The organism is Pedosphaera parvula Ellin514 (assembly GCF_000172555.1).
In the GTDB taxonomy this organism is placed as follows: Bacteria; Verrucomicrobiota; Verrucomicrobiia; order Limisphaerales; family Pedosphaeraceae; genus Pedosphaera.
The window spans coordinates 1-23,878 of record NZ_ABOX02000072.1; the positions used below are offsets into that span (position 1 = coordinate 1).

Annotated in this window: 17 protein-coding genes; 6 read left to right on the forward strand and 11 right to left on the reverse strand. The window is 53.3% G+C overall.

Features of this window, described 5'->3' with window-relative positions:
- Window positions 1-2,461 (reverse strand): hypothetical protein (locus CFLAV_RS29545; RefSeq protein ID WP_007418600.1); only part of this gene is annotated, 2,461 nt, incomplete at its 3' end.
- A 120-nt stretch (window positions 2,462-2,581) separates the two neighbouring features.
- Here CFLAV_RS29545 and CFLAV_RS33425 point away from each other — a divergent pair.
- On the forward strand, window positions 2,582-4,192 hold the full coding sequence (locus tag CFLAV_RS33425; RefSeq protein ID WP_007418601.1) for an RluA/RlmK domain-containing protein: 1,611 nt from the start codon (window positions 2,582-2,584) through the stop codon (window positions 4,190-4,192).
- Between the two features lie 7 nt (window positions 4,193-4,199).
- Here the strand turns inward: CFLAV_RS33425 and CFLAV_RS29555 are convergent, their stop codons facing one another.
- Window positions 4,200-5,594 (reverse strand): hypothetical protein, encoded by a 1,395-nt coding sequence (locus CFLAV_RS29555; protein WP_040550757.1) that lies wholly within the window; start codon window positions 5,592-5,594, stop codon window positions 4,200-4,202.
- 198 nt (window positions 5,595-5,792) lie between these two features.
- Complete coding sequence (locus CFLAV_RS29560; protein ID WP_040550764.1) at window positions 5,793-6,263, reverse strand: NYN domain-containing protein; 471 nt, start codon at window positions 6,261-6,263, stop codon at window positions 5,793-5,795.
- Between the two features lie 117 nt (window positions 6,264-6,380).
- On the opposite strand from CFLAV_RS29560, the gene CFLAV_RS29565 reads away from it, so the two are divergent.
- The 3 genes from CFLAV_RS29565 (at window position 6,381) to CFLAV_RS29575 (ending at window position 10,775) form a co-directional block, all read left to right on the forward strand.
- The gene (locus CFLAV_RS29565; RefSeq protein ID WP_007418605.1) at window positions 6,381-7,457 is read left to right on the forward strand and encodes a CobW family GTP-binding protein; all 1,077 of its coding nucleotides are present in this window, start codon (window positions 6,381-6,383) and stop codon (window positions 7,455-7,457) included.
- A gap of 169 nt (window positions 7,458-7,626) precedes the next feature.
- On the forward strand, window positions 7,627-9,534 hold the full coding sequence (locus CFLAV_RS29570) for a sulfatase family protein (protein ID WP_007418606.1): 1,908 nt from the start codon (window positions 7,627-7,629) through the stop codon (window positions 9,532-9,534).
- An 83-nt stretch (window positions 9,535-9,617) separates the two neighbouring features.
- Complete coding sequence (locus CFLAV_RS29575) at window positions 9,618-10,775, forward strand: pyridoxal phosphate-dependent aminotransferase (protein WP_007418607.1); 1,158 nt, start codon at window positions 9,618-9,620, stop codon at window positions 10,773-10,775.
- A 200-nt stretch (window positions 10,776-10,975) separates the two neighbouring features.
- Here CFLAV_RS29575 and CFLAV_RS29580 read toward each other — a convergent pair whose 3' ends face one another.
- From CFLAV_RS29580 to CFLAV_RS29600, 5 genes are all read right to left on the reverse strand, one after another.
- Window positions 10,976-13,342: a cadherin-like domain-containing protein gene (locus CFLAV_RS29580; protein WP_007418608.1), complete on the reverse strand. Its 2,367-nt coding sequence runs from the start codon at window positions 13,340-13,342 to the stop codon at window positions 10,976-10,978.
- 142 nt (window positions 13,343-13,484) lie between these two features.
- A complete protein-coding gene (locus CFLAV_RS29585) occupies window positions 13,485-14,786 on the reverse strand; it encodes an MFS transporter (RefSeq protein WP_007418609.1) in 1,302 nt (433 codons plus the stop codon).
- 21 nt (window positions 14,787-14,807) lie between these two features.
- Window positions 14,808-15,254 (reverse strand): arsenate reductase ArsC, encoded by a 447-nt coding sequence (locus CFLAV_RS29590; protein ID WP_007418610.1) that lies wholly within the window; start codon window positions 15,252-15,254, stop codon window positions 14,808-14,810.
- A gap of 26 nt (window positions 15,255-15,280) precedes the next feature.
- Window positions 15,281-15,763 carry a DUF6428 family protein gene (locus tag CFLAV_RS29595; protein ID WP_007418611.1) on the reverse strand — a complete coding sequence of 161 codons (483 nt, stop codon included), beginning with the start codon at window positions 15,761-15,763 and terminating at the stop codon, window positions 15,281-15,283.
- A gap of 1 nt (window position 15,764) precedes the next feature.
- On the reverse strand, window positions 15,765-16,442 hold the full coding sequence (locus CFLAV_RS29600) for an MIP/aquaporin family protein (protein ID WP_040550758.1): 678 nt from the start codon (window positions 16,440-16,442) through the stop codon (window positions 15,765-15,767).
- Between the two features lie 92 nt (window positions 16,443-16,534).
- Here CFLAV_RS29600 and CFLAV_RS29605 point away from each other — a divergent pair, with 92 nt between their 5' ends.
- Entirely contained in the window at window positions 16,535-16,867 is a 333-nt protein-coding gene (locus tag CFLAV_RS29605; protein WP_040550768.1) for an ArsR/SmtB family transcription factor, read from the forward strand.
- 77 nt (window positions 16,868-16,944) lie between these two features.
- On the opposite strand, the gene CFLAV_RS29610 is transcribed toward CFLAV_RS29605, so the two are convergent.
- From CFLAV_RS29610 to CFLAV_RS29620, 3 genes are all read right to left on the reverse strand, one after another.
- On the reverse strand, window positions 16,945-19,125 hold the full coding sequence (locus CFLAV_RS29610) for a TonB-dependent receptor (protein WP_040550759.1): 2,181 nt from the start codon (window positions 19,123-19,125) through the stop codon (window positions 16,945-16,947).
- Window positions 19,126-19,550: 425 nt separating this feature from the next.
- Window positions 19,551-20,633: a methyltransferase gene (locus tag CFLAV_RS34455; RefSeq protein WP_083809208.1), complete on the reverse strand. Its 1,083-nt coding sequence runs from the start codon at window positions 20,631-20,633 to the stop codon at window positions 19,551-19,553.
- 185 nt (window positions 20,634-20,818) lie between these two features.
- Entirely contained in the window at window positions 20,819-21,193 is a 375-nt protein-coding gene (locus tag CFLAV_RS29620; RefSeq protein ID WP_007418616.1) for a hypothetical protein, read from the reverse strand.
- Window positions 21,194-21,540: 347 nt separating this feature from the next.
- Between CFLAV_RS29620 and CFLAV_RS29625 the strand changes: the two genes are divergently transcribed.
- Window positions 21,541-23,850 (forward strand): hypothetical protein, encoded by a 2,310-nt coding sequence (locus CFLAV_RS29625; protein WP_007418617.1) that lies wholly within the window; start codon window positions 21,541-21,543, stop codon window positions 23,848-23,850.
- Window positions 23,851-23,878 lie beyond the last annotated feature (28 nt).

Consider the following 23,878-nt stretch of genomic DNA (forward strand, 5'->3'; position numbering starts at 1 on the left):
GGCGGGTCTTGCCGGGTCCATTGAGGAGGGCTCCGTCCGCGAAGTTCAGGGAACCAGCGTAATCGTGCTGGAGATCGAGCACCGAGTTGGATTGCACGGTTAGAGTTCCACTGTTGGTAAAGCTCCAATTGGAGAAGAAGCTCACTGTGCCCTGGCTGGCTGGGCAGAGCAGGGTGCCGTTGTTTTGGAAAACGGAGCCACTGCCCGAACCGGAGGCGCCCAGGGAGCCATATTGGAAGAGAACCAGGAGGCTGTCATTGATGAAGGTGCCCGGATTATACTGTGACGTGATATAAGCCGAGGTCCAGTTCACCGTTCCCCGGTTGTCCAGCGTGTGGCCTTCCAAAGACTTTTGAGCGGAGCCGGAGATGTTAAGGTTGAAGTTGGTGCCGACGGTGGTGGTTCCCACCTCGCCCATGGTTCCGCCAGTCCAGTTAAAAATCCCCGGGCCAGTCCACGTTTGAGTGCCGCGCAGGATGCCATTGTATAATTCAAAGGTGCCATCCACGGTGATAATGCCGCTGGCGGTAAGGTCACTAGAGGCCAGGCGGGTCTTGCCGGGTCCATTGAGGAGGGCTCCGTCCGCGAAGTTCAGGGAACCAGCGTAATCGTGCTGGAGATCGAGCACCGAGTTGGATTGCACGGTTAGAGTTCCACTGTTGGTAAAGCTCCAATTGGAGAAGAAGCTCACTGTGCCCTGGCCCGCCGGGCAGAGCAGGGTGCCGTTGTTTTGGAAAACGGAGCCACTGCCCGAACCGGAGGCGCCCAGGGAGCCATATTGGAAGAGAACCAGGAGGCTGTCATTGATGAAGGTGCCCGGATTATACTGTGACGTGATATAAGCCGAGGTCCAGTTTACCATTCCACGGTTATCCAGCGTGTGGCCTTCCAGGGACTTTTGGCTGTTGCCTGAGATGTTAAGGTTGAAGTTGGTGCCGATGGTGGTGGTTCCCACTCCTGCCATTCCACCGCCCGTCCAGTTGAAGTTGCCGGCACCGGTCCAGGTTTGGGTGCCCCTGAGGGTGCCGGTGGAATTCTGCTGCTGGCCGGCCAGTTCAAAGGTGCCATCCACGGTGATAATGCCGCTGGCGGTAAGGTCACTAGAGGCCAGGCGGGTCTTGCCGGGTCCATTGAGGAGGGCTCCGTCCGCGAAGTTCAGGGAACCAGCGTAATCGTGCTGGAGATCGAGCACCGAGTTGGATTGCACGGTTAAAGTTCCACTGTTGGTAAAGCTCCAGTTGGAGTAGAAGCTCACTGTGCCCTGGCTGGCTGGGCAGAGCAGGGTGCCATTGTTTTGGAAAACGGAGCCACTGCCCGAACCGGAGGCGCCCAGGGAGCCATATTGGAAGAGAACCAGGAGGCTGTCATTGATGAAGGTGCCCGGACTATTCTGTGAGGTGATATAAGCCGAGGTCCAGTTCACCGTTCCCCGGTTGTCCAGCGTGTGGCCTTCCATGAACTTTTGATTGAAGCCTGAGATGTTAAAGTTGAAGTTGGTGCCGATGGTGGTGGTTCCCACCTCGCCCATGGTTCCGCCAGTCCAGTTAAAAGTCCCTGGGCCAGTCCACGTTTGAGTGCCGCGCAGGATGCCATTAAATAATTCAAAGGTACCATCAACCGTAATGTTGCCGCTGGCGGTTAGGGCCGAGGTGCCGGATATGTTATCAAGGCGCAAAAGTCCGGGGCCCGAAATGACTGTTCCATCCGTCAAATATGTTTGGAACCCTGCGGCGCCCAATGTGAGCAAGGCATTAGTTTCTACATGTATGGTTCCGCTGTTAGTGAAAAAAGCAGCATAGTTTTGCAAGAAGTTGGTTGTGCCAGCAGGTTGCAGAATGGTCCCGGAATTGCCAAAGTCTGCTCCAAAACCCAGCGTCAAGTTGGTTTGAAGAATGAAAAGCCCCTGGTTAATAATGGCGGAGCTGAAGTTGCCTGTGATGGGGTTTGGCTCGGCCCAAGTGATGGTGCCTTGATTCGTAATGTTAAACTGCATTGCTTTGGCAGTTCCACCCGTGATGGTCAGACTTCCGTTTGATTGGACATCGAGCGGCCCGCCGAGCGTTCCCGAGAGCCAGAAGAGTTTGCCATTCACCACCATTTGGTTATAGCCAATTTGACGACCGACTACACACACACCATTTGTCTGAACAGTCAAATCTCCCTGAATAACAAAACCCGCCGAGTTGTTGGTCAAAATCAGCGATTGCGTCCCATTTATAGCACCTATTGTCACGTTTTGTGCATTAGCATCAAATGAGTTGTCCACAGTGATGGCATAGGTGCCATCCACGTTAATAAAAACGTCATCGCCGGGAATGGGAGTCCGGTTCAGATCCCAATTCATAGCGTCGCTCCATGAGCCGCCCACGGTATTGGTCCAGGTAATGTTGGCGGCCGAACTGATTTTGGCAGTCACCAGCACGAACAACCCTGTTATGACTAAAAGGCATATCTTCCCCATTCGCTTTAATGACATAGGCGGGTGAAAGAGCAGGTTGAGTGCCAAGGCTACGCGCGTAGGCCCACTAATAAAGCTATGGGCATTTTTAGCGGAATCTGAAATGTTGTAGGAGTGGCTTATGTGGATTCATCAGGTGAAGAAGCGGGCAGATTGATTCTGTTCGAAGATGAGCATCTGCTGGTGGTGAACAAACCAGCGGGGATGAATACGCATGCTCCAAGCCCGTATGCGGGTGAGGGAATATATGAATGGTTAAAACACCGGGAGCCGCGTTGGGCATCGCTCGCGATTGTGCATCGACTGGACAAGGAGACTTCGGGGGTAATGGTGTTTGGGAAAACCACGGTGGCAAATCGTTCATTGACGGAACAGTTCACGAATCATTCGATTCGAAAAAAGTATTTGTTGCTGACCGATAAAGTTGTTTCATCCCAAACCTCCACGATGGTTTCCTGTCTGGTGCGAGTGGGTGAAAAGTATTTGAGCCGTCCGGTGCATGCCGGGGGTGAAAAGGCGGAGACGCATTTCGAGGTGATCACAAAGGCAGAGGGAGGCACGCTGGTGGAAGCCGAACCGATCACCGGTCGCACGCATCAGATTCGTGTGCATGCGGCAGAACAGGGTTTTCCCATTCTGGGAGATGCTCTTTATGGTGGGACAAAGGCTTCGCGCGTATGCCTGCATGCGGCCGAACTGAAGCTCAAACACCCAGGCACGAATGCGGAAATGACATTCAGAGCTGAGCCGAATTTCCAAGAGAACGCGCGGTTGGTATTGCGGGAGGCGGTGGTGGACCAAAAGGAAACCAATGCCTGGCGATTGATTCATGGAGCATCGGATGGCTGGGCTGGATGGTATGTGGAGCGGCTTGGCGATTTTTTATTGTCCCAGAGTGAGCAACCTGTGAGCGCTGAACAAAAGGCGGAATTGCAGCGGTTGATGAACCTGTATAGCGCGCGTGGGGTATTTCATAAGATACTTAACAAGCAGGTGAGGCGAACGAACGTGCAGCAGGCTTCACCGCAACTCGTATTGGGTGACGCAGTGCCGGATGTTTTCACGATGCAGGAGAATGGGCTTCGATATGAACTCAGTTTTAATGAAGGTTACTCGGTGGGGCTGTTTCTGGATCAGCGTGATAATCGCCGTCGCATCGTAGCGAACCATATTGCGGCTGGATTTCCATTGTTTCCGAACGGGGCTGAACGCAAAGAGGTCCTGAATACTTTTGCCTATACCTGCGGCTTCTCCGTTTGTGCTGCCAAAGTGGGAGCGAAGGTAACCAGTCTGGATCTTTCCAAAAAGTATTTGGAATGGGGTAAGAGGAATTTTGAGCTCAACCAGATTGATCCGACACAGCACGATTTCATTTACGGCGATACCTTCGACTGGATGAAACGACTGGGAAAGAAAGGGCGGGCTTACGACCTCATCGTTCTCGATCCACCGACCTTCTCGCAATCGAAGGAGCATGGAGCATTTCAGGCTGAAAAGGATTACGGAGAATTGGTGAGCGCGGCGTTGCCCATTCTCAAGTCACAGGGAGTGTTGCTGGCCTCCACCAATGCAGCGCGGTTGGAGCCGGAGAAATTCCTGGAGATGGTGAGTGCCGCGGTTCTGGCAACCAGGCGGAAAATATTACAACAGCATTATGTGCCTCAACCGCCAGATTTCCCGGTGAGCAGGGAAGAGCCGGCCTACCTGAAAACAGTATGGCTGCGAGTGAGTTGAACCTGATCTACTTTCTCAAATCCATCGAACGCGTGATCAGGCTGGGCCCGGAGGCGGTGCGGGACCGGCGAATCATGAGAATAGTCAGTCCAATGGCTATCACCAGCAACGTGGCCGCGGCGATCAAGAGTGTTTTGGAGCGGGCGGGGGCAGGTGAGTTTGCAACAACAGCCAATGGGACGGCGGGAGCGGCGGAGGATTCAAGCTTTGTTGTTTCGGGTTGAACCTCCCTGGTGCCGGCGTTTACAACCGATGACTTGTTCTCAGCCGAGACCGCAGCGTCTGTTCGTGGAGGCTCCGTAGCTGGAGGCGTTGAAGTTTTTTGAACTACTGCAGGCGTGGCTGATGCAGGCGAAATCTCTGCCTTTGGAACAGCCTCGGGTTGCGAACCACTGGTCAAACGCCGAGGGAGAACTTGCACCGGGAGCTGTGGCGGAGTTGGCGGCGGTGATGTTATCACAGGAGGCGTTTGAACCATTGCTGGTACTGTGGCCTTTTCTGCAGGTGAGGGTGCTGGAGTTGACGAAACCACTTGCGCTTCGGATTTAACGTTAGGCTGCGGGATGGGAACGGTGGCAGGATTGGCTGAAACGGGTTGAGTTGCTTTTGGTCCCGTTACAATCAGCGGTTGGGCAGTGGGTTTGGCTTTCGCGACATTTGCAGCCGGACTGGCTGGAGAAGTTGACTCGTCTTTCAGCGGTATGGGTAATTCTGGAATGATCACCGGCCAGGGAAGGGCGGTAGTATTGTATTTGATGAATTTTCCACCCTGAGCCTGCAGAACGGTGACGATGGGCATCTGCTCATTACCCATTTCACGGAGAATTTGCTGATACGATTTGTTTATTTCACGATCAAAAGGAGTGCCTTGCATCTGGTTCTGGCCATCGGAAATAATGATGATGGTGATGATGTCTGATTGTTTGACCAATTCCTCAACGGAGGGCAGCAGCGCATCGAAACGGCTTTGTTTTCCGTAGCGTTGTTTTTTCAGAAACTCGGTCACATGGGTCGCGATAGCTTTTTCGTCCTCCGGAGTCCATACCTGGAGCGGAAAGCTACCAGTGTGAAGTTCCGTATCAAATGTCCAGACGCCCAGTGTATCACCTCGATAGAGTTGTCCGCTGGCGCGAGAAAGGAGAATCTGATTGATAGCTTCCTCAACTACCGGTGCCTGCTTTTTCATGGGAGCTGCGGCGTCGACAGCCAAAAGGAAACGGTTCGAGTTTGCCCGTGGCCGTGGAGATGAGGAAGTTGGGACAGAGGCGCCTTTGTCATCGGAGTGCGATGCTGGCGTGGCGTTGGCCGCGTTCCATTTTTGGGCGAGGAGGTTCGGTGCAAAGAGGCAGGCTGCCAACAAAATACAAAACAGTCGGAAACCGTCGGTTCTGGAGAAACGCATTTTCTCGCTTAAATGAGGGTTGGTTTTCAGTCGCATGGGCAGTGGCAGATTAAAATATACAAATTACATTCCCTTAATGGTGCTCTTTCCCTGAGGGAATAGCAGAGATTAGCCGGGCTGAGCGTGGAAGTCGAGGCGCAAAGGAAATCACAACACCACGAAGTCAGGAATCAATTTAGTTATTCGTAAAATCTCGCATTATCGGTTCCGATTGAAGCGATTGCGTTCGGAGCGGTTGTAATGCTTGATGTCGTCCTGCTGTTCGGAGAGGGCGCTCGCCACCATCTGAATGAAGCTGAGACAGCTGGCGCTCATGCCGCCGACTGAGAACACGGTATCCCGTTCCGCATGGTCGTCGGTGATGACAAGGACTTCTCCATACGCACTGAGGCGGTGGGCGGCGCGTTCGATGATTTGATCGGCGGTCTGTCCGGCGCGTGAAAAAAGGATTTCCAGTTCGGGGGTGGATTCGACCGAGGAAAGTTTAATGTCGGCATTGGCACCATCAAAAACAACCGTGATGGGTGTGCCCACGGCATCCCGATAGAGAGTAAGTTGATGCAGAAGTTCCTCGCGGGCGGTTTGGGAATAACGCGGCTTGCCGGGCGCCAATTCGGGCCAGCTGTGCAGAAGGCTGTAGCCATCGATCAGGATGCGAACCAATGCCATAAACTGAAGATAGCCGAGGAAAAGGCAGGTTACAAAGTCAAATAGGTATTCGCCAGACCCAGTCACCGATAGATTGCCATTTGTGCTTTGCCTAAAATTTGGCAGAGTATATGCCGAATGAAACAGAAAGAAGCAGTTCCTGTAACAGTGTTGACCGGCTATCTGGGCGCGGGTAAGACCACGTTGCTTAATTATCTCCTGACGCAGAAGCACGGGTATAAATGCGCCATAATCATCAATGAATTTGGAGCGGTCAGCATCGATAATCAATTGGTGGTGGGTGCGGATGAAGAAATTCTGGAATTGAACAATGGCTGCCTTTGTTGCCGGGTGCGGGGTGATTTGATTCGCAGTTTGAACGATTTGTTGATCAAGAAACGCAAGCGGTTCGACTATGTGATCATCGAAACCACCGGCTTGGCTGATCCGAGTCCGGTAGCACATACCTTCATGGCTTCCGAACTGGCCGAGCAGATGCGGTTGGATGGCATCGTAACAGTGGTCGATGCACGGCATCTGGAGAAAGAGCTGAATGACGGGCCGGAACCGCGGGCACAGATTGCCTTCGCGGACGTGATCTTGCTTAATAAGACTGACCTGGTGACGCCGGAGGAACTGGCCAAGGTTGAAGGGCGAATCAAGAGCATGAATCCGCTGGCAAAGATTCATCGCACGGTAAAATCGGAGATCGAGGTGGGCAAGATACTGAACCTGAAAGCCCGTGAACTGAGCGCCCCCATGCCTGAGCTCAAACAGGAACATCACCACCACGACCATGAATGTGGAGAAGATTGCGATCATGATCATAAGCACGACCATGATCATAAATGTGATGAGCATTGCGACCATGATCACGACCACAACCATGAGGGGCATGTCCATCATCACCATGATGAATTGGTAAAATCCTTTTACATCGAAGAGGAGCGGCCGTTGGATTTGAAGAAGTTGGAGAAGTGGCTGGGTGAATTGTTGAATTCCCTCGGTGCAGACATCTACCGGAGCAAAGGAGTGCTTAGTATCAAAGGCATGCCCAAGCGAGTGGTGTTCCAGGGAGTACAGATGATGCTGGATTCCGCACCGGATCGATTTTGGAATCCGGGCGAGAAAAAGAAGAGCCAGTTGGTATTTATTGGAAGAGAGCTTGATGAAAAGAAGATCCGCGAAGGATTCGAGCAGTGCGTGGCGGAATAATTCTGTCTGCGAGTTTACGATATTGGCCCGGCAGTGCCCAAGCGCTGCCGGGTTTTTTGTGCGTTTAAATGGCGAATTCCAGGCAAATTGCAGGCATTTTGGTGGTCATTGATGGAAAAGCTCTTTTTAAAGTTGAGGAAATTTGTGTGAAGATGTACAGGCAAAGCTTATGCGCACCTGTTTATGGTTTTTCGTAGTGCTATTTTCGATGGGGATGGCTCATGCGGCCACGTCGCAGAAACCGAACATCATTTTTATTTTAGCCGATGACATGGGATACGGCGATATTGGACCGTTTGGTTCAACTCTGAATCGTACGCCCAACCTGGATCGCATGGCGAAAGAGGGCATGAAGCTCACCAGCTTTTACGCCGCTCCATTGTGTACGCCGTCGCGCGCCCAAATTCTTACCGGTTGTTACGCCAAACGGGTTTCGTTGCCGAAGGTGCTTTCTCCCAGAAGCGAAGTCGGTCTGAATACGAACGAACAAACGGTGGCAAAACTTCTCAAAAGGCAGGGTTATGCGACGATGGCCATTGGGAAATGGCACGTGGGAGATGCCCCGGAGAATCTGCCCACCAGACATGGCTTTGATCATTATCTTGGTTTGCCTTATTCCAACGACATGGGTGGAGAAGAGCCCGGAAAAGATCAACCGGCGAAAAGAGGGGCCCGTCCACCGCTGCCGTTGGTGCGAGATGAACAGGTAATCGAAGTGGTCAAGCCAGCCGATCAGGATAGGTTGACTGAGCGGTATACCGATGAGGCTGTGAAATTTATCCGCGCGAATGACAAGCAGCCTTTCTTTCTCTACCTTGCGCACACAGCGGTGCACGCGCCGATACATCCCGGGCACAATTTTCGAGGCAAATCACGAAACGGATTATATGGAGATTGGGTGGAAGAAGTGGATTGGAGCGTGGGGAAAGTGTTGGACACGTTGCGGGAATTGGGATTAAGCGAGAATACATTGGTTTTATTCAGCAGCGATAATGGCCCCTGGCTGGCGCAAAAGACCAATGGCGGGACAGCGGGACCGTTGCGCGGTGGCAAAGGCGGAACCTTTGAGGGTGGCATGCGTGAACCAACGCTTGCCTGGTGGCCCGGGAAGGTGCCAGCGCAAAGCGTTTGTGATACCGTGGCGGGGAATATTGATTTGCTACCTACTTTCGTGAAACTCGCGGGTGGCACGTTGCCCAAGGATAAAAAGATCGACGGGAGGGACATATCAAACCTGTTGCTGGGGCAGACAAAGGAGGCGCAACGCGAAGCGCATTATTATTTTGCCGGAACAGCGCTGCAGGCTGTGCGGTCAGGTCCATGGAAACTGGCCATTGTTCCTCAATATGAAGGGATGGGGAAGTTTTCAGAAAATGCGGTGGAGGGTGGAAAGCCGTTCGCTCCGAGGTTGTATAACCTGGATGAAGATATTGGGGAGAAAACGGATGTCGTGGCAGAACATCCGGATGAAATGAAACGCTTGTTGGGATACGTGGAAGCAATGGAGGCTGACCTCGGGGTGAGCAAAAAGAACGGTCCCGGCGTTCGCCCTCCCGGGCGCGTTGCCAAACCGCTGGGCCTGTGGCTGCCTGGAGAAGCGCCCGAGGAGTCGGCGAAGCCCCGGACACTTTCGGAGCTGAAGGTTGGTGATGCCATTGGAAAGGATGAAGCCCCCAGGATTGCCAAAAAATCGTTTCGCGTGAGTTGTGAGGTCGAATCAAAATCAAAGGGTGGAGTGATCGTGGCGCAAGGTGGGAGCGCCGTTGGTTACGCGATTTATTTGATGGATGGCAAGCCTGCTTTTGCGGTGCGAGCGGACGGGGTTTTGAACAGCATTTCAGCATCCAATGCACCAGAAGGAAAATTCCATGTTGAAGGAAAGCTTGCTCCTGATGGGAAGATGATCCTTGCGGTGAATGGTAAAACTGTGGCTGCGGGCAAAGCGGCTGGATTGATTCCGAAACAGCCAGCAGAAAATTTCTGCGTGGGTTTCGATGACGGCCACCCGGTTGCAGATTACGGAACAAACAGCAAATTCGAAGGCAGCATTTCCGGGATCAAAGTGGAGATCGAATGAACAGAGAGCCCAAATTGACGCAAATCGAGATGCAAAGCTATCATTGGCACATGAGTCTGCAGATCCAATCATTGTTTTAAGCCATGCCCCATCCAGCCACCCGTCTCAAAAGTTTTTCTGAATCCGTGATTCGCGGGATGACGCGTCTCGCGAATCAGTACGGATCCATCAATCTGGCGCAGGGTTTTCCCGATTTTAATCCACCGCAGGAATTGCTGGCGGCATTACATCGGGCAGCGGATGGAATGAACCATCAGTATGCGGTGACCTGGGGGGCACCGCGATTTAGACAGGCGCTGGCAAAGAAGATAACTCGGTTCAGCGGACTGCCTGTAGACCCGGACAAACATCTTGTCGTCACCTGCGGCAGCACGGAAGCCATGATGGTGGCGATGATGACGGCGTGTAATCCGGGAGATAAAGTCATCGTGTTTTCGCCGTTTTACGAGAACTACGCGGCGGACGCGATTCTATCGGGAGCGGAGCCGATTTTTGTGCCACTGTCGCCGCCGGAATTTAAATATGATTCCGAGGCGTTGAGGAAGGCCTTCGAGCAGAAGCCCAAGGCGATTATCATCTGCAATCCCTCCAATCCGTCTGGGAAGGTGTTTACGCGTGAGGAGTTGATGGAGATCGCGACGTTGGCGGAGAAGCACGATACCTTCGTGATTACCGACGAAGTGTACGAGCATATTGTTTATGCACCGCACAAGCATGTTTCGTTCGCGACTCTGCCGGGGATGTTTGAGCGCACGATTACGTGCAATTCACTTTCCAAGACCTATTCCATTACTGGATGGCGATTGGGATATGTGATGGCCAGTGCGGAGGTGATAGCACAGGCGCGCAAGGTGCATGACTTTTTGACCGTTGGAGCCGCTGCTCCGTTGCAGGAAGCGGCGGTGGTTGGGCTGGAGTTTCCTGATTCCTACTACGAAGGATTGTTGAAGGAATATTCGCTGAAGCGGGATTTGTTTTTGGATTACATTGCAAAAACTGGGTTGCCATACACAGAGCCGCAAGGGGCGTATTACGTGCTGGTGGATATTTCGTCGCTGGGTTTTGCACGGGACACTGAAGCCGCCGAATGGATGACGCGGGAGATCGGAGTAACAGGCGTGCCGGGTTCCAGCTTTTTTCGCGAGCCGGTGAACCATCTCATTCGTTTCCATTTCGCGAAACAGGAGGAAACATTGAGAGCGGCCGGAGAGCGATTGTTGAAATTAACGAAGAGGCGATAAGAATAGTTCAACCGCAGATCAACGCGGATCGATTACTGCGGCCGGGGCCTCGACCTCTGTTACCCATCCAATTACCGCATCTGTGAAAGTATTCCGGGTGGTGAGTCCGTAATCAGCAGAGATAGTCGAACTGGTTGATTCAACCCGTCACTGGAAAACAATGACGGGTTGTTTATTGCGCGACTATTTTACTTATTCGCTTAGGGTTTTGGCTGAGGGGACTGCGACGAAAGTTGTCCAGGCTTTTGCATGGCGTTAATAATCTCCTGGGTGGCAAGCAGCAACTTGGTGGCGGCGCTTGGATTGATCGGTTGAAGCCTGGTCCTTGCTTTCGCCTGGAAGTCAGCCAAATGGTAACTGCCTTTGGCAATATTTCCCTGGTTTACAGAATCAATTGCAGAGCTGAGTGCTGCAATCAATTCTCGCTGGTCACTTCCTGGATTCTTCTTCTGGTCGTGCAGCCAGACCCGCAGCATGCCTAACGCATTTTGAAGAGTGACAATTTGAACGGTTTCTGAAGCAGTGCCAACGGCTTTTCCGTCGTTGACCTGGAGTGTAAATGTGTGCACACCCGCCTTGAAAGTTTTTGTTACGACGGCGTTGGTTGCAATGGCGCTATTTCCATCCTTCCAGCTGTACGTCAGAGGATCATTGTCAACATCGCGAGACTGGGAGCCATCGAGCTGGAGGCTGATACCGGCGCCATTAGGGGCGATAATCAATCGATTGGCGGAGCCAAGGAAAAAGCCTGCAGGCGAAATGACGATCTTCGCCACAGGTGGATCATTCACCGGGAGAATGGTGATGTTGACCGTGGCAACCGCAGATTCCGATTTTCCGTCGTTCACAGAGAAAGTGAAGCTATCCGAACCAAAATAATTTTTGTCTGGTTGGTAAACGAGGTTTGGTGCTGTGCCGCTCAAAACCCCATGGGATGGGGAACCGACCGAGTAAGTCATGACATCCCCTTCCACATCTGAAGCCTCCAACGAGAAGGCCTTGCTTGTATCTTCATTCAGCGAAATTGATTGGGAAAAAGCGACGGGGACGACGTGGACTGCGCTGAGCTCCGAGAACACGATGCCGGCAGAGTAGCCACGCCCAAAGTCCACCATAGCCGCCATTTGGTTGTAGTCTGCATCCCAGGCCGTGTATAAGACGATGCCGATCGCGCCTCGCCCGGCGGGCTGGTTCAGCCGGTCAGTCAGCAGGTCGATGACGTAACTTCCGTTGGTAATGGTGTCAGAGGTCTGGACCCAAGTGTAATTGCTGCTGGTCAGCGAATACTCAATTGAGCCAGGCGCTGCAGGTTCGATTTGTCCTACAGGGACGACGTCGATTGCGCTGAGCTCCGAGAACACGATGCCGGCAGAGTAGCCACGCCCAAAGTCCACCATAGCCGCCATTTGGTTGTAGTCTGCATCCCAGGCCGTGTATGAGACTATGCCGATCGCGCCTCGCCCGGCGGGCTGGTTCAATCGATTAGTCAGCAGGTCGACGACATAAGTTCCGTTGGTAATGGTGCCAGGGACTTGGAACCAGGTGTAATTACTGCTGCTCAGCGAATACTCGATTGAGCCAGGAGCTGCAGGTTCGATTTGTCCCGGCGCTACGGGGACGACGTGGATTGCGCTGAGTTCCGAGAACACGATGCCGGCAGAGTAGCCACGCCCAAAGTCCACCATAGCCGCCATTTGGTTGTAGTCTGCATCCCAGGCCGTGTATGAGACTATGCCGATCGCGCCCCGCCCGGCGGGCTGGTTCAATCGGTCAGTCAGCAGGTCGATGACATAACTTCCGTTGGTAATGGTGTCAGAGGTCTGGACCCAGGTGTAATTGCTGCTGGTCAGCGAATACTCGATTGAGCCAGGAGCTGCAGGTTCGATTTGTCCTACGGGGACGACGTCGATTGCGCTGAGCTCCGAGAACACGATGCCGGCAGAGTAGCCACGCCCAAAGTCCACCATAGCCGCCATTTGGTTGTAGTCTGCATCCCAAGCCGTGTATGAGACTATGCCGATCGCGCCTCGCCCGGCGGGCTGGTTCAATCGATTAGTCAGCAGGTCGACGACATAAGTTCCGTTGGTAATGGTGCCAGGGACTTGGAACCAGGTGTAATTACTGCTGCTCAGCGAATACTCGATTGAGCCAGGAGCTGCAGGTTCGATTTGTCCCGGCGCTACGGGGACGACGTGGACTGCGCTGAGTTCCGAGAACACGATGCCGGCAGAGTAGCCATGTCCAAAGTCCACCATAGCCCCCATTTGGTTGTAGCCTGGATTCCAGGCCGTGTATAAGACGATGCCGATCGCGCCTCGCCCCGCGGGCTGGTTCAATCGATCAGTCAGCAGGTCGATGACGTAACTTCCGTTGGTAATGGTGTCAGAGGTTTGGACCCAGGTGTAATTGCTGCTGGTCAGCGAATACTCGATTGAGCCAGGCGCTGCAGGTTCGATTTGTGCCAGCGCTGTGCTGTTCAGGGCGAGCAGGCCGATTAAGGCATAAAGCCCCTGGGTTATGCGCAGGAATTTAACTGCGAAGAAATTGCGTGTCTGATTGTTGGTCATCCTGAGATAGGTACTATCAGAGCGCGGTGATTAATCAAGCACTGATTGGAAGCGAAAGTTGGGTGGTTAAACCACGAATTGGGACTAATAAACACTGATAAGAAAACGGCCTAATCTGAAGCGGTGACGGAGATTCAGTTCATTAGACAGCAGGCTTGATCAGCAAGCTTTCGTCGTGGGTGGGTGCGAGTTTTGGGAGGGAAACTTTCCATGAAGCGATGGCCAGCAGCAAGACGCCTGGGGTTAATATGAAAAGCACCGGATTGTAGGAGTGATAATGCTCCGCGCATTTGGCGAAAAGAAGCGGACCGGATGCGGAAGCGAGGACAGTCAGGATTTGGGCGACACCCTGGATTCGTCCGAGATGAGCGCGACCGAAGGCATGGCTCCAGACGGCAAAGAACATCACGGTGATAAAGCCGCCTGCTCCGCCGATGAGGACGGCGAAAGTCCAGAGCTGAGTGGTGGTTTTTATGAACGGTAACAGGCCAAGAGCGAGCGCGTATAATCCGAGGCCGACGCCCATCAGGCGACGCAATGGCCAATGCAAAGTGAGCCAGCCGCAAATCAGTTGTCCGAGGAGGGCAATGAATGTGGTGGCCATGAGGAAATTAAAATAGGTCTGCTTGCCGAAGCCATGTTCCGCAAGCACGGCTTCGTTAAAGAGACCGAGGCCGGATGAGACGAGAGCGAAGAGAGCCGTGCCGCCGCCAAAAATCCAGAATGCTGGAGTTTTAAGCGCCTCGGACAGGCGCATGCTGCTGGAAGGATTGGAGACGTCAGAGTCAGAGCTGGTTTCGACCGTGGCACTTTGAACGAGTTTCGATTGTTCCTTGAGAAAAAGAAATGCCAGAGGGGTGATGACGAACAGCAAGCCAACGGCGATTTGAAGCCAGGCAGTCCTCCAACCGCGATTGGTCACGGAGTATCCGACCAAACCGAAGGCAATCACAAAAAACATGCTTAAAAGAAATGAATAAACACCCATGGCGAGGCCGAGGCCTTTGCTGAAGGATTTGCCGACAGCGGTGATGCTGACGACTGAGAGAGCGCTTTGACCGAACGCACGAGTGAGGGTAATCAGGATGAACAAGGCAACCAGACCACTAGTCAGGGAACTCATTTGCCAGACAACCAAGCCCAGCAAAAATGTGAGGGTGGCGGAAACCAGGCGGAGTCCGAAGCGATCGACGAGATAACCGGTGGGCAGGCAAAAGGCGGCACCAAGCAGAGTGGCCCACAGGTTAATTTGGGCGTAATCCACGCGGTCAAGGTGGAGATCTTTCAGTAGCGGTTCGGTGATCATGCCGAGTCCCTGGGTGCGACCGGGAAGAGTGGCGAGCATGAGCAGGGCAGCGAGCACCACGTTGACCCAGCTATAAAGCCCGGTTTTTGACCGTTCCGTTGGAACGGCACCCGTTGAAGTTTGCGAATCGGTTGCCATCTTGAATTGCGACAGTGACCATTATGTCATACTTTCACAATCTTTCCAGCCCGCTGCAAAAGCTTCAAAGACTTTCCTAATTTCGTCGCGCACCTGACGGAAGACCTGAAGCTTCTCCTCCTCGGTGCCCTGAGCGTGTGCGGGATCGTAAAATGGCCAGTGATGACGATTCAACTGACCGGGAAAAATGGGACAAACCTGATCGGCATTACCACAGACAGTGATGACCGTGGTAACTTTTTGGTTAAGAAACTCGGTTAATGGCTTGGAGCGGTGGTGAGAAATATCAATGCCAATTTCCGCCATCACTTTGATGGCGAGAGGATGGACATAGCCCGCTGGCTTGGACCCGGCGCTCTGCACATCCAGGAAGTCCCCGGCAACGGCTTTGAGAATTCCTTCAGCAAGATGACTGCGGCAGGAATTTCCAGTACACAAAATCAAGACGGTTGGTTTTTCGGCAGGCATGGGTCAACGGGATTTGGAGCCGTGATTTATGAACAGCATTTCACGGGGCTTACATTTGAAATGGGTCGCAACAGGCTGGATGGGTTGGAAAGGTTTGGAAGTAGGCATTTATCTTCGGCGAGACAAGCCGTGTGCTTCGTGCCTAATTGGAGCAGAAGGACATTGGTGTCCGCCTGAACACTGGCAATGGGAAACTGAGAAATGAACGGAGCTTCGTGTTCCACATCGACCTCGAGGTTTTCCGTTTCCAGGAAGCTCGCGGCCTTTTCCAGGATGCCGAGCAGCTTTCCGGTAGTGAGCCGATGATCCGTGTCGTCCGCGAACCAGGTTTGAAGTCGACAGGTAAACTCAGTGCGGAAGGTGCCGCCACAATCGATGAAGCGTTTGTCGATGCGAGCTACCTCGGTTACATGGGCATGAGGCGGGATTTTGCTGCCCGTTGGGAGGAGAAAGCGGATGTGCTTGTTTGGATGGAGAGACAGTATGCTTTTGAATTCGGAGAGTTTCATATTAAGGGACTGGTATTTGAGCCGGGGATGAAGAACGGGACGAATCGCAGCAAGCACGGAAAGCAAAAATGCCGAGCACTGCTCCCAGAACAGGCGCGACGATATAGAGCCAAAGATGCTCGAAATGGCCGGACACCAGAGCCGGGGCAAGAGAGCGAGCCGGGTTCATGGAGGCGCCGCAGATTTTTCCGGCAAACATTGCTTCCAGGCCGATGACCGCACCCACGGCAATTCCTGCGGTAATGCCTTTTTCCCTGGCACCGGTTGAGACGTTCAGGATCACGAACATCAACAGAAAGGTGAGAATCAACTCGAGGACGAAACTTTGCATTTCGGAACCGGCTGGAAGGGTGGCTCCGAGGTTGGGGTGTGATGGGAAGAGGAAACGCAAAGCAACGCTGGCCGCGATGCCGCCTAAACATTGGCTCAGAATGTAGGGGAAGACCATCTGAGCGGGGAACCGCCGGGCCAGCCAGAAGGCAGTGGTCACAGCAGGATTCAAATGCGCTCCGGAAATATCACCGATGGCGTAAATCATGGAGAGGACGATAAGGCCGAAGGTCAAGGCAATGCCAACGTGCGTGATGCCGCCGTTGGTGACATCGTTAATCACAATGGCTCCAGTGCCGGCGAAGACCAGCGCGAACGTGCCAAGACATTCTGCAAAGCACTTTCTCATAAGGGGGCGCATGGCTTCTGATTAAACATATACGTTTATGCGTATGCACCGTAGGGCTTGCCCTTGCATGCGTCAAGACGTATATGTTTCCCATGCGCAACCTGGTGAAATTCTTTGCTGCCCTGGCAGATCCGACGCGTCTTCGCTTGTTGAACATGATGGCGGGCGGAGAAGTATGTGTGTGTCATTTCCAGGGAGTGTTGCAAACGAATCAGCCCAAAATTTCACGACATCTGGCTTATTTAAAAAAGGCCGGCCTGGTGGAAGCGAGGCGGGATGGCAAATGGATGCATTACCGGCTCAAGAAACAGGAGCGGGAGCTTGAGAAAATCCTGGCTGTGACTTTGGAATATGTCGGAAGGGAAGGCGCGGTACGATCGGATGTGAAACGATTGAAGCAGATCTGTTGTACGCCGGAGAAATAGTTTTGTACCACATAAAAGTAAAAAGGCGCGATTCAGGGAGAATCGCGCCGATGAAAAGTTTGAGATGTTGATTTCGGTTAGAACGTAAGTCCGATGCGACCGCCGAACGTGACCGGGGCGCCGCTTTCACCGATGTAGCCGGAAGGTGTGGAGTAAGGAATGGCGATCGGCACATAATGGGTGTCGAAGGCATTGTTCACCCAACCTTCAGCGAACCAGTGGTTGCCGCGCACACCGGCACGGAAGTTGGCGAGGCTGTAGGCTGACTGGCCCTGGATGTTGGTGGCATCATATTTGAAGTCGCCGTAGACAGTGACTTCGGCGCGGGCATAAAGAGTGGCGCGAGTGCAGGGAGCCCAGGAAATCTGTGTGCCGACGTTGGCATTATATTCGGGGGCATATGGAAGTTTGTTGCCCCCGACATTCATGCCGAGGTTTTGACTGCCACTCAGGAATTCAGCATTGTTATAACCGACGCTACCGAAGAGATCCCACCAGTTGTAAGGATGATAGAGCGCAGAGAACTCGACGCCCTTGCTGTCGGCTGCTCCAGCGTTGCCAATGAAATATTGGCCGGAGAGGCCGATAGGTTGATTGAGTTGGAGATTGCGCCAATCAATGTAGTAAAGAGCAGCAGTGGTTTCGACCTTGCCGTCAAAGTATTGGGCTTTGTAGCCGACTTCATAATTCCAACTGTGTTCGGTGCCGAATTCCACAGTTCCCGGAGGCGCAGCGAAGCCGGTGGGCGGAGGGTTGAAACCGCCAGCCTTGAAGCCGCGAGCCACGGAGGCGTAGGCCATGTGGTTGGTGGTAAAATGATAGGCCAGGCTGAACTGGGGTGAGAATTGCGAGAAGTTGTCACTGGCCACAACTCGTCCCGGAGGCGCAAATGGGGGATTAAGCGAATTTCCAAGTTCAGCGTGCTTGTCCTCGTAATCGAAACGCAGACCAGCAGTGAAGTCGAGTTTTTCCCAGGCGGTGAGCTTGGCCTGGCCGTAAACCCCAACACCCCAGTTATCCAAATCCGCAGAGGAATTTTGGGTCAACGGAATGAATGTCGGGATAGGGCTGGGAAAAGGGTTAGGTATGAGTGTATTATTGGCTGCGCTCTGCTGGTAATCTTCGCTGAAGGCAAAAACGCCTCCCTGCCAGCCCAGGTCCAGAACATCGTTCAGATGGATTGGCCGGTCCTTGGGGGAGGAGAAGCGGAATTCCTGGGTGAATTGATGTTCTTCCTCCACGTTGTCGCGTGTGTTGCCAGGAACGGTGGTGTAATCGAGGTCGGTAAGACCTTCGTTTTTCCACCAAACTCCGCCGGAAATGGAGGAGAGGTCAAAGTTGTCGCCATAATAGTTGGCGAGGAGCGTGGGGGAAATGACGTCGCGATGATTGAAACCTTCGAAATCACGATCCACGTGATGAGGATGAGCGCGGATGAAACCGAGGTCGCCCAAGGCGTAGTCGCCGTCGTGATCATGTTCGCCGGAGAGGATCAGGCGGAGGTCGAGACGGTCGTTGATTTTCCAGAGCAATTGGCCTTTGCCGAACCCAGCTTCGCGGCTATCGAGGCGATGGCCGGTGAAATCATTGACCGTGTAACCGTCGCGAGCGGAGTAACCGCCGGAGAGGCTGAGGCCAACTTGATCCTGGAAGAGCGGGCCGGAGATGGTGCCACGAACGTCGCGGAAATTGTAATTGCCATAGTTGGCATCGGCGTAAGCGGTCCAAAGATCCGTGGGCCTGCGACTCGTAATATTGATCAAACCGCCTGCGGTATTGCGACCGAAGAGAGCGCCTTGAGGTCCGCGGATGAATTCCACCTGATCGACATCGACGAGCTCGACGTTGGCGGAGTAGCTGTTGAGCTGGGGAACGCCGTCAATGAATGTGGTAACAGCGGGATTTTGCGGGCTGCCGCCGATGCCACGGAAGAAGGGATTGCTGACGGCACGCGCGCTAAATTCATTGATGAAAGTGTTCGGGGCGTAAATCGAGGCTTCGCGCACCGTGCGAATGTCAGCATTCTGGATGGTTTCCCGGGTGACCGGCGTGACGCTGACGGGAATGGATAATACCTCTTCGCGTTCCTTTTGGGCGGTGACCACCACCACGGGAAGACGGGTAGGCGTGTTGGTGGAAATCTCGGCGGTGGCAGCAGTGTTCGATTGCTGGGCCAGGCTTGAGGAAGCGGCGAGAGCAATGGACAGCAAAAGCGGAGTCTTCTTTGAAAATGATTTAAGTCTTTTTTCTGAGTTCATACGGCTTAAAGTCCTGATTTGGTACCCGCGGAGTTGGGCATAATAGCAGGCGCAAGGCAATACTTTTTTGGGCCGGCACAATTCCATTCCAGCGGTTTACGGAGCATTTCTGACGCGGAAAGGGAAGGCAGTATTCGGATTTTGTGAAGCTGGGTAGGGAAAGGGAGGCGGTTTTAAAAAGAAAAGGGCCAGTCCCACTCAGGACTGGCCAAACCCATGAAAAAAACTACCTACATAGATAAGACCAGACGTAGGGAATTTTGTTCATTCTTTTTAAAGAAAAGTTGGCCTCATCCCAAGATGAGGCCTTACTAATGATCGTTATTAGTCTGAACAATATAAGTGACCCAAAACATATGAGCGGGTTACAACTGTTTTCAAAAATCCGCGCCTTTGTTTTCTAAACATATTAAGCAAGGCACATATTACGAAATCTTATAGGCCGTGAGGACACCGCAATGAATCAGGGAGGGGATGATGTCGGGTCCTGCATTAAGGCTGGCGGCCTGGAGCATGGCTCGGTATTCGGCGGCACTGTAGGCGCGGCCTTCGGTGAGCATGAAAAGATGGGTGCCATAAAGCGCGACTGGCAGCGGGCCATCAAGGGAATCGTTCAGGAAAACATCGTGGATGAGCAGGCGCGCTCCCGCGGGCATGGCGGCAGAGCAACGGCGAAGGAGTTGCTCACACTGGGGGATGTCCCAATCGTGAAGGATGTTGGAGAGCAGGTAAACATCGGCAGCCGGGAAGGGATCGCTCCACATGTCATGCGGTTGAAGGTTGAGGCGGTCGGTGACGCCGTAAGCCTGGGCGAATTCAGCCGCAACTTTCAGGACTTCAGGACGGTCAAGCACCGTGGCGCGAAGATGTGGATTTTTTTGGAGGCAGGCGATGGCGTAAATGCCACTACCACCGCCGATATCAAGCAGGTGTTGGGCGTTAGAGAGTGGAACAGTGGCCGCCAGGGAAGGGGCGACATTTTTGGCGCGGCCCGCCAAGGAGAGTGTGAGATGGCGGGCGGCAGATTCTGTCTCCATGGCGGAGGCCAGGTCTTTGCGGAAAATGAAAGCGGCACCTGCTTCATCCTGCTTCAAGCCAGCGGGCCGATTGGTGCGGAGACGTTCGACCATGGCGAGAACGCCGGGATCCTGGGCGGCGAGGCCGAGATAACCGCTGATATCAAAATAGGAGGATTCACGCAGGTGTTCGAGAGCGATTGGGGAAGGTATAAACGACCCTTCATGTCCGTGGGTGAAAGCTACGCCATCAGCGGGAAGCAAAAGGCCAAAAGCACGCAAGCCCGTGACCAAAACAGTGGCGGGGCGGAGTTCAAGTCCGAGCTTTTCACGCAGGGCTGCGAAGGAGAGCGGACCGGACTCGAATTGTTCGAACACGCGGAAATGGGCGATGGCAGCGGTAAGAAGTTGAGAGCCAAACATGCCGCGATAAACCTCGAAGATGGTACTGGGGTCGTATTGCGGTGGATTGAGGGCGGAAAGCTTTGGCATGGTCCAATACCTGCCATGTGAATACGTCGAATTCAACTTATTTGCAAGTTCGAGCAGACAAGATGAAAGGCCAATCCGACTCAGGACCGGCCCTACCATGGAAACTCAGTTCCTGGGTTAAGACCGTGCCATGGAACCGTTGCTCAAAATAGTTTGGGAAATCCGCCTGCAAAAATCTTCGAGCTTCAGGCCAGGCTTTGAAGCCAGGCCAAGGCTTCTGGTTCCGCGGGAAATACATTGCCGGAGAAGCCGTTGTTGGTGGCGACGGTAACGGAGAAGCCGTCGGCATCGATGAACTTGGGTTTGACCACGACGGCAACGTGAACATGGCCCCGGGCGGTTTCTGCCCATTTACGAACGAGATAGTAGCGTTCCACGATAGTCGGCGACGGAAAACCATGCGGGCCGATCAATACAACCATAAGCTTGCGGATTTTTTTCTCCCGCGCGTAAGCGATGACTGCCGCCACCTGTTCCACCACGTGGTGCAAAGACGAGTAGTCTGTCGGCCGGAAAACGGCATGATCTTCCAAAATCTCGAAATGTTCTGGTTTACTCATCACTGACTGCCCGGGTGCTATTTTAATTTAGACCCGCCAGAGGCTAGGCAAACTTTTGATCTTTGTCCAAGAGTAGTTGTAGCGAATATTCGCTAAATTGGGTGGCAGGAAACCGTCAAACAAACTGCAGGAATCCGTTGTAAAGTTGCGCCTATTCGGAATCGGAGCTGACGTGGCAGCAGGAAGGTTTAATTTTGGAGTGAGAGGAAATGAGGGATGCGTGGTGACGGTAAGGGGATATCAGATTTTGGGGAATGCAACCATGGTCTTACTACCTTGTTAGTAGAATGATTTGCGAGTGGCGAGTTTGTTATTGGCAGAAATGGGAGAGTTGACTACAAACAGGAATGCCAAGAAGTTTGCCCCAATGTTTTCAGGTTATTGCGAAGGGTTCTGTCATTGTAATCCTGTTTTTAATCGGAGCGGGAAGTGGGATGGTGGAATCAGCCAAAGGCTCGTGGGATTCACGTTTTACTTTGCCGCCGGGGTTGGATGGCCCTGCAGCGGCTGTGGTTTCGGTAGGGAATTTTCTGCTCGTGGGCGGAGCTTTTGAGCACGCGGGAAATGTGGAGGCGCATAACCTGGCATTGTGGGATGGGAGAGCGTGGATGCCGTTTGGAGGAGGACTCAATGGACCAGTGGCTTCGATGGTGCTCGACGGGACGGGTCTTTATGTGGCAGGAAATTTTACAAAAGCGGGCGGAGTCAGCGTTCAAGGCATTGCCCGATGGAATGGAATGACGTGGGATGGTTTGAATGCTAATCCGCAGGGTGTGTTGAATACCAACTTTCTGCCGCAAATCACCTCGCTGTTTTTTCAAGGCGGCAACTTGTATGTAGCGGGAGGCTTCGTGAAGATTGGCGGTATTTCCAGCACTTCGATTGCCAGATGGGATGGCCGGGCGTGGCATTCGATGGAAGGAGGAGTGTCAGGTTATGGAGGTAATGGGTCCGTCCTGGCGATTGTGGGGGATGGGCGGAATATTTACGCGGGTGGTCAATTCACGCAGGCGGGCTCGGTTCAGGCGAACAATTTGGCGCGGTGGAATGGGCAGCATTGGGAGCGGGCGGGAGATTTTGCCACTAAGCTAATGGGTGGGGGGCAACCACAACCACAGATTATATTAAACGACGTGGAACGACTGGCGTTTTGCCAAGGGACTCTCTATGCGTTCGGCCAGTTTAATCAGGTGGATGGAAATGCGATCACCAATTTCGCGAAGTGGAATGGAACGAAGTGGCAGAGTGCCGGCACAATCGATGGGACTGTAAACGGGATGGATGAATATATGGGTGGCCTGCTGGTGGCCGGCAGCTTTCACCACATCGGAGGCGTGACGGCAACGAATGTTGCCTGGTTGAGGCAGGGAAAATGGTCGTCGCTCGGGGTGAATACTGCAGGGAGTTTTTATGGTGTGAAGGCGGTTGGCAATCGGGTTTACCTGGCCGGCTACTTTGATTTGGTGAGTGGGGTAAGTGCCGGAAATATTGTCCAGTATGACGGGGCAAAATACTCCGCGTTGGGTGCAGGAACAGGAAACAGCATAGGCGGAATGGTGCAATCGCTGGCTTCCGATGGGACGAATGTGTTTGCCGCCGGGAACTTCGATGTGGCCTTGACGCTGCCGGTGAGCGGGGTGGCGAAGTGGGATGGAACCAGGTGGTCGAGCCTGGGCAAGCCTTTCTATAATGGGAACGTCTATGGAGCCACATGGTTTGGGTATGGTTATGCCGGAGCGATGTTTGCCTTTAATTCACCCCAGGTTGCCATGGTTGGCTCCAAGCTCTACCTCAGTGGCCAATTCGAAATGCCGGATGTGGGGGCGACCAATCTGGCGTGCTGGGATGACAGGGAGTGGTCGTCCGTGGATGGAGTAACTGGGGATGTTGCATCGATGGTTTCGGACGGTAAGAAGCTATATGTATCTGGAACTCTGAGTTTCAGTTCCAGTGACTTTAGGTCTGGCGTGAATGCGTGGGACGGGACGAATTGGACTGTTGTGCCCGGGGGGAGCGATCTAGGCTGGCCGCTGCTGGCAGTGGACGGAACCAATTTGTATATGGCAAAAGGCAGATTCTCCCGCACCTTGCCTGTGATTGGCATCGGGCCCGGCAATCCGTCTACACCACCAATACCACCAATACCACCAACACCACTACCACCGCCACCAACCATAACACCACGCTTGTCGGTGACACCGCTCAAAGTTTACACGGTTGCGAAGTGGGATGGGCAGACATTCACCGATTTTGGTGAAATTCCTGGCATCGCTTATGTCAATGCACTGGCTGCGCAGGGAAATACGATCTATGTGGCTGGCTACAGCACGAACTATAATGGTACGTCTGAGCTTTTCCGGTGGGACGGCAATGCCTGGGAGCAGGTAGCGGTTCCGTTCGAGGGCAGGTATTCGATCGAGTCGATTGTTTTGAAAGGGCAGAAGATTTATTTGGGAGGATACTTCACGACGGCGAACGGGATACTCGTTGAAGGACTGAAAGAATGGGACGGTTTCAGTTGGAAGAACCTGGGCATTAGCGATGGGTTTGTGGGCGCGATGGTCGCCTCGGGAAACAAGTTGTTTGTAGGAGGGAAGTTCTCAACCGTGGCTGGAACAAGGTCGGGGAATTTTGGAATTTGGACGGAAGGGAGGTAAATTTCTAGAGAGCGAGTCTGTGTTTAGC

Coding starts and splice junctions, on each gene's coding strand:
- CFLAV_RS29595 (WP_007418611.1), bottom strand. CDS start 15,763: ATGAAACTCTCCGAATTCAAAAGCATACTGTCTCTCCATCCAAACAAG.
- CFLAV_RS29560 (WP_040550764.1), bottom strand. CDS start 6,263: ATGGCATTGGTTCGCATCCTGATCGATGGCTACAGCCTTCTGCACAGC.
- CFLAV_RS29600 (WP_040550758.1), bottom strand. CDS start 16,442: ATGAGAAAGTGCTTTGCAGAATGTCTTGGCACGTTCGCGCTGGTCTTC.
- CFLAV_RS29620 (WP_007418616.1), bottom strand. CDS start 21,193: ATGAGTAAACCAGAACATTTCGAGATTTTGGAAGATCATGCCGTTTTC.
- CFLAV_RS29575 (WP_007418607.1), top strand. CDS start 9,618: ATGCCCCATCCAGCCACCCGTCTCAAAAGTTTTTCTGAATCCGTGATT.
- CFLAV_RS29580 (WP_007418608.1), bottom strand. CDS start 13,342: ATGACCAACAATCAGACACGCAATTTCTTCGCAGTTAAATTCCTGCGC.
- CFLAV_RS29625 (WP_007418617.1), top strand. CDS start 21,541: ATGCCAAGAAGTTTGCCCCAATGTTTTCAGGTTATTGCGAAGGGTTCT.
- CFLAV_RS34455 (WP_083809208.1), bottom strand. CDS start 20,633: ATGCCAAAGCTTTCCGCCCTCAATCCACCGCAATACGACCCCAGTACC.
- CFLAV_RS29610 (WP_040550759.1), bottom strand. CDS start 19,125: ATGAACTCAGAAAAAAGACTTAAATCATTTTCAAAGAAGACTCCGCTT.
- CFLAV_RS29585 (WP_007418609.1), bottom strand. CDS start 14,786: ATGGCAACCGATTCGCAAACTTCAACGGGTGCCGTTCCAACGGAACGG.
- CFLAV_RS29555 (WP_040550757.1), bottom strand. CDS start 5,594: ATGCGTTTCTCCAGAACCGACGGTTTCCGACTGTTTTGTATTTTGTTG.
- CFLAV_RS29590 (WP_007418610.1), bottom strand. CDS start 15,254: ATGCCTGCCGAAAAACCAACCGTCTTGATTTTGTGTACTGGAAATTCC.
- CFLAV_RS29605 (WP_040550768.1), top strand. CDS start 16,535: ATGCGCAACCTGGTGAAATTCTTTGCTGCCCTGGCAGATCCGACGCGT.
- CFLAV_RS29570 (WP_007418606.1), top strand. CDS start 7,627: ATGCGCACCTGTTTATGGTTTTTCGTAGTGCTATTTTCGATGGGGATG.
- CFLAV_RS29565 (WP_007418605.1), top strand. CDS start 6,381: ATGAAACAGAAAGAAGCAGTTCCTGTAACAGTGTTGACCGGCTATCTG.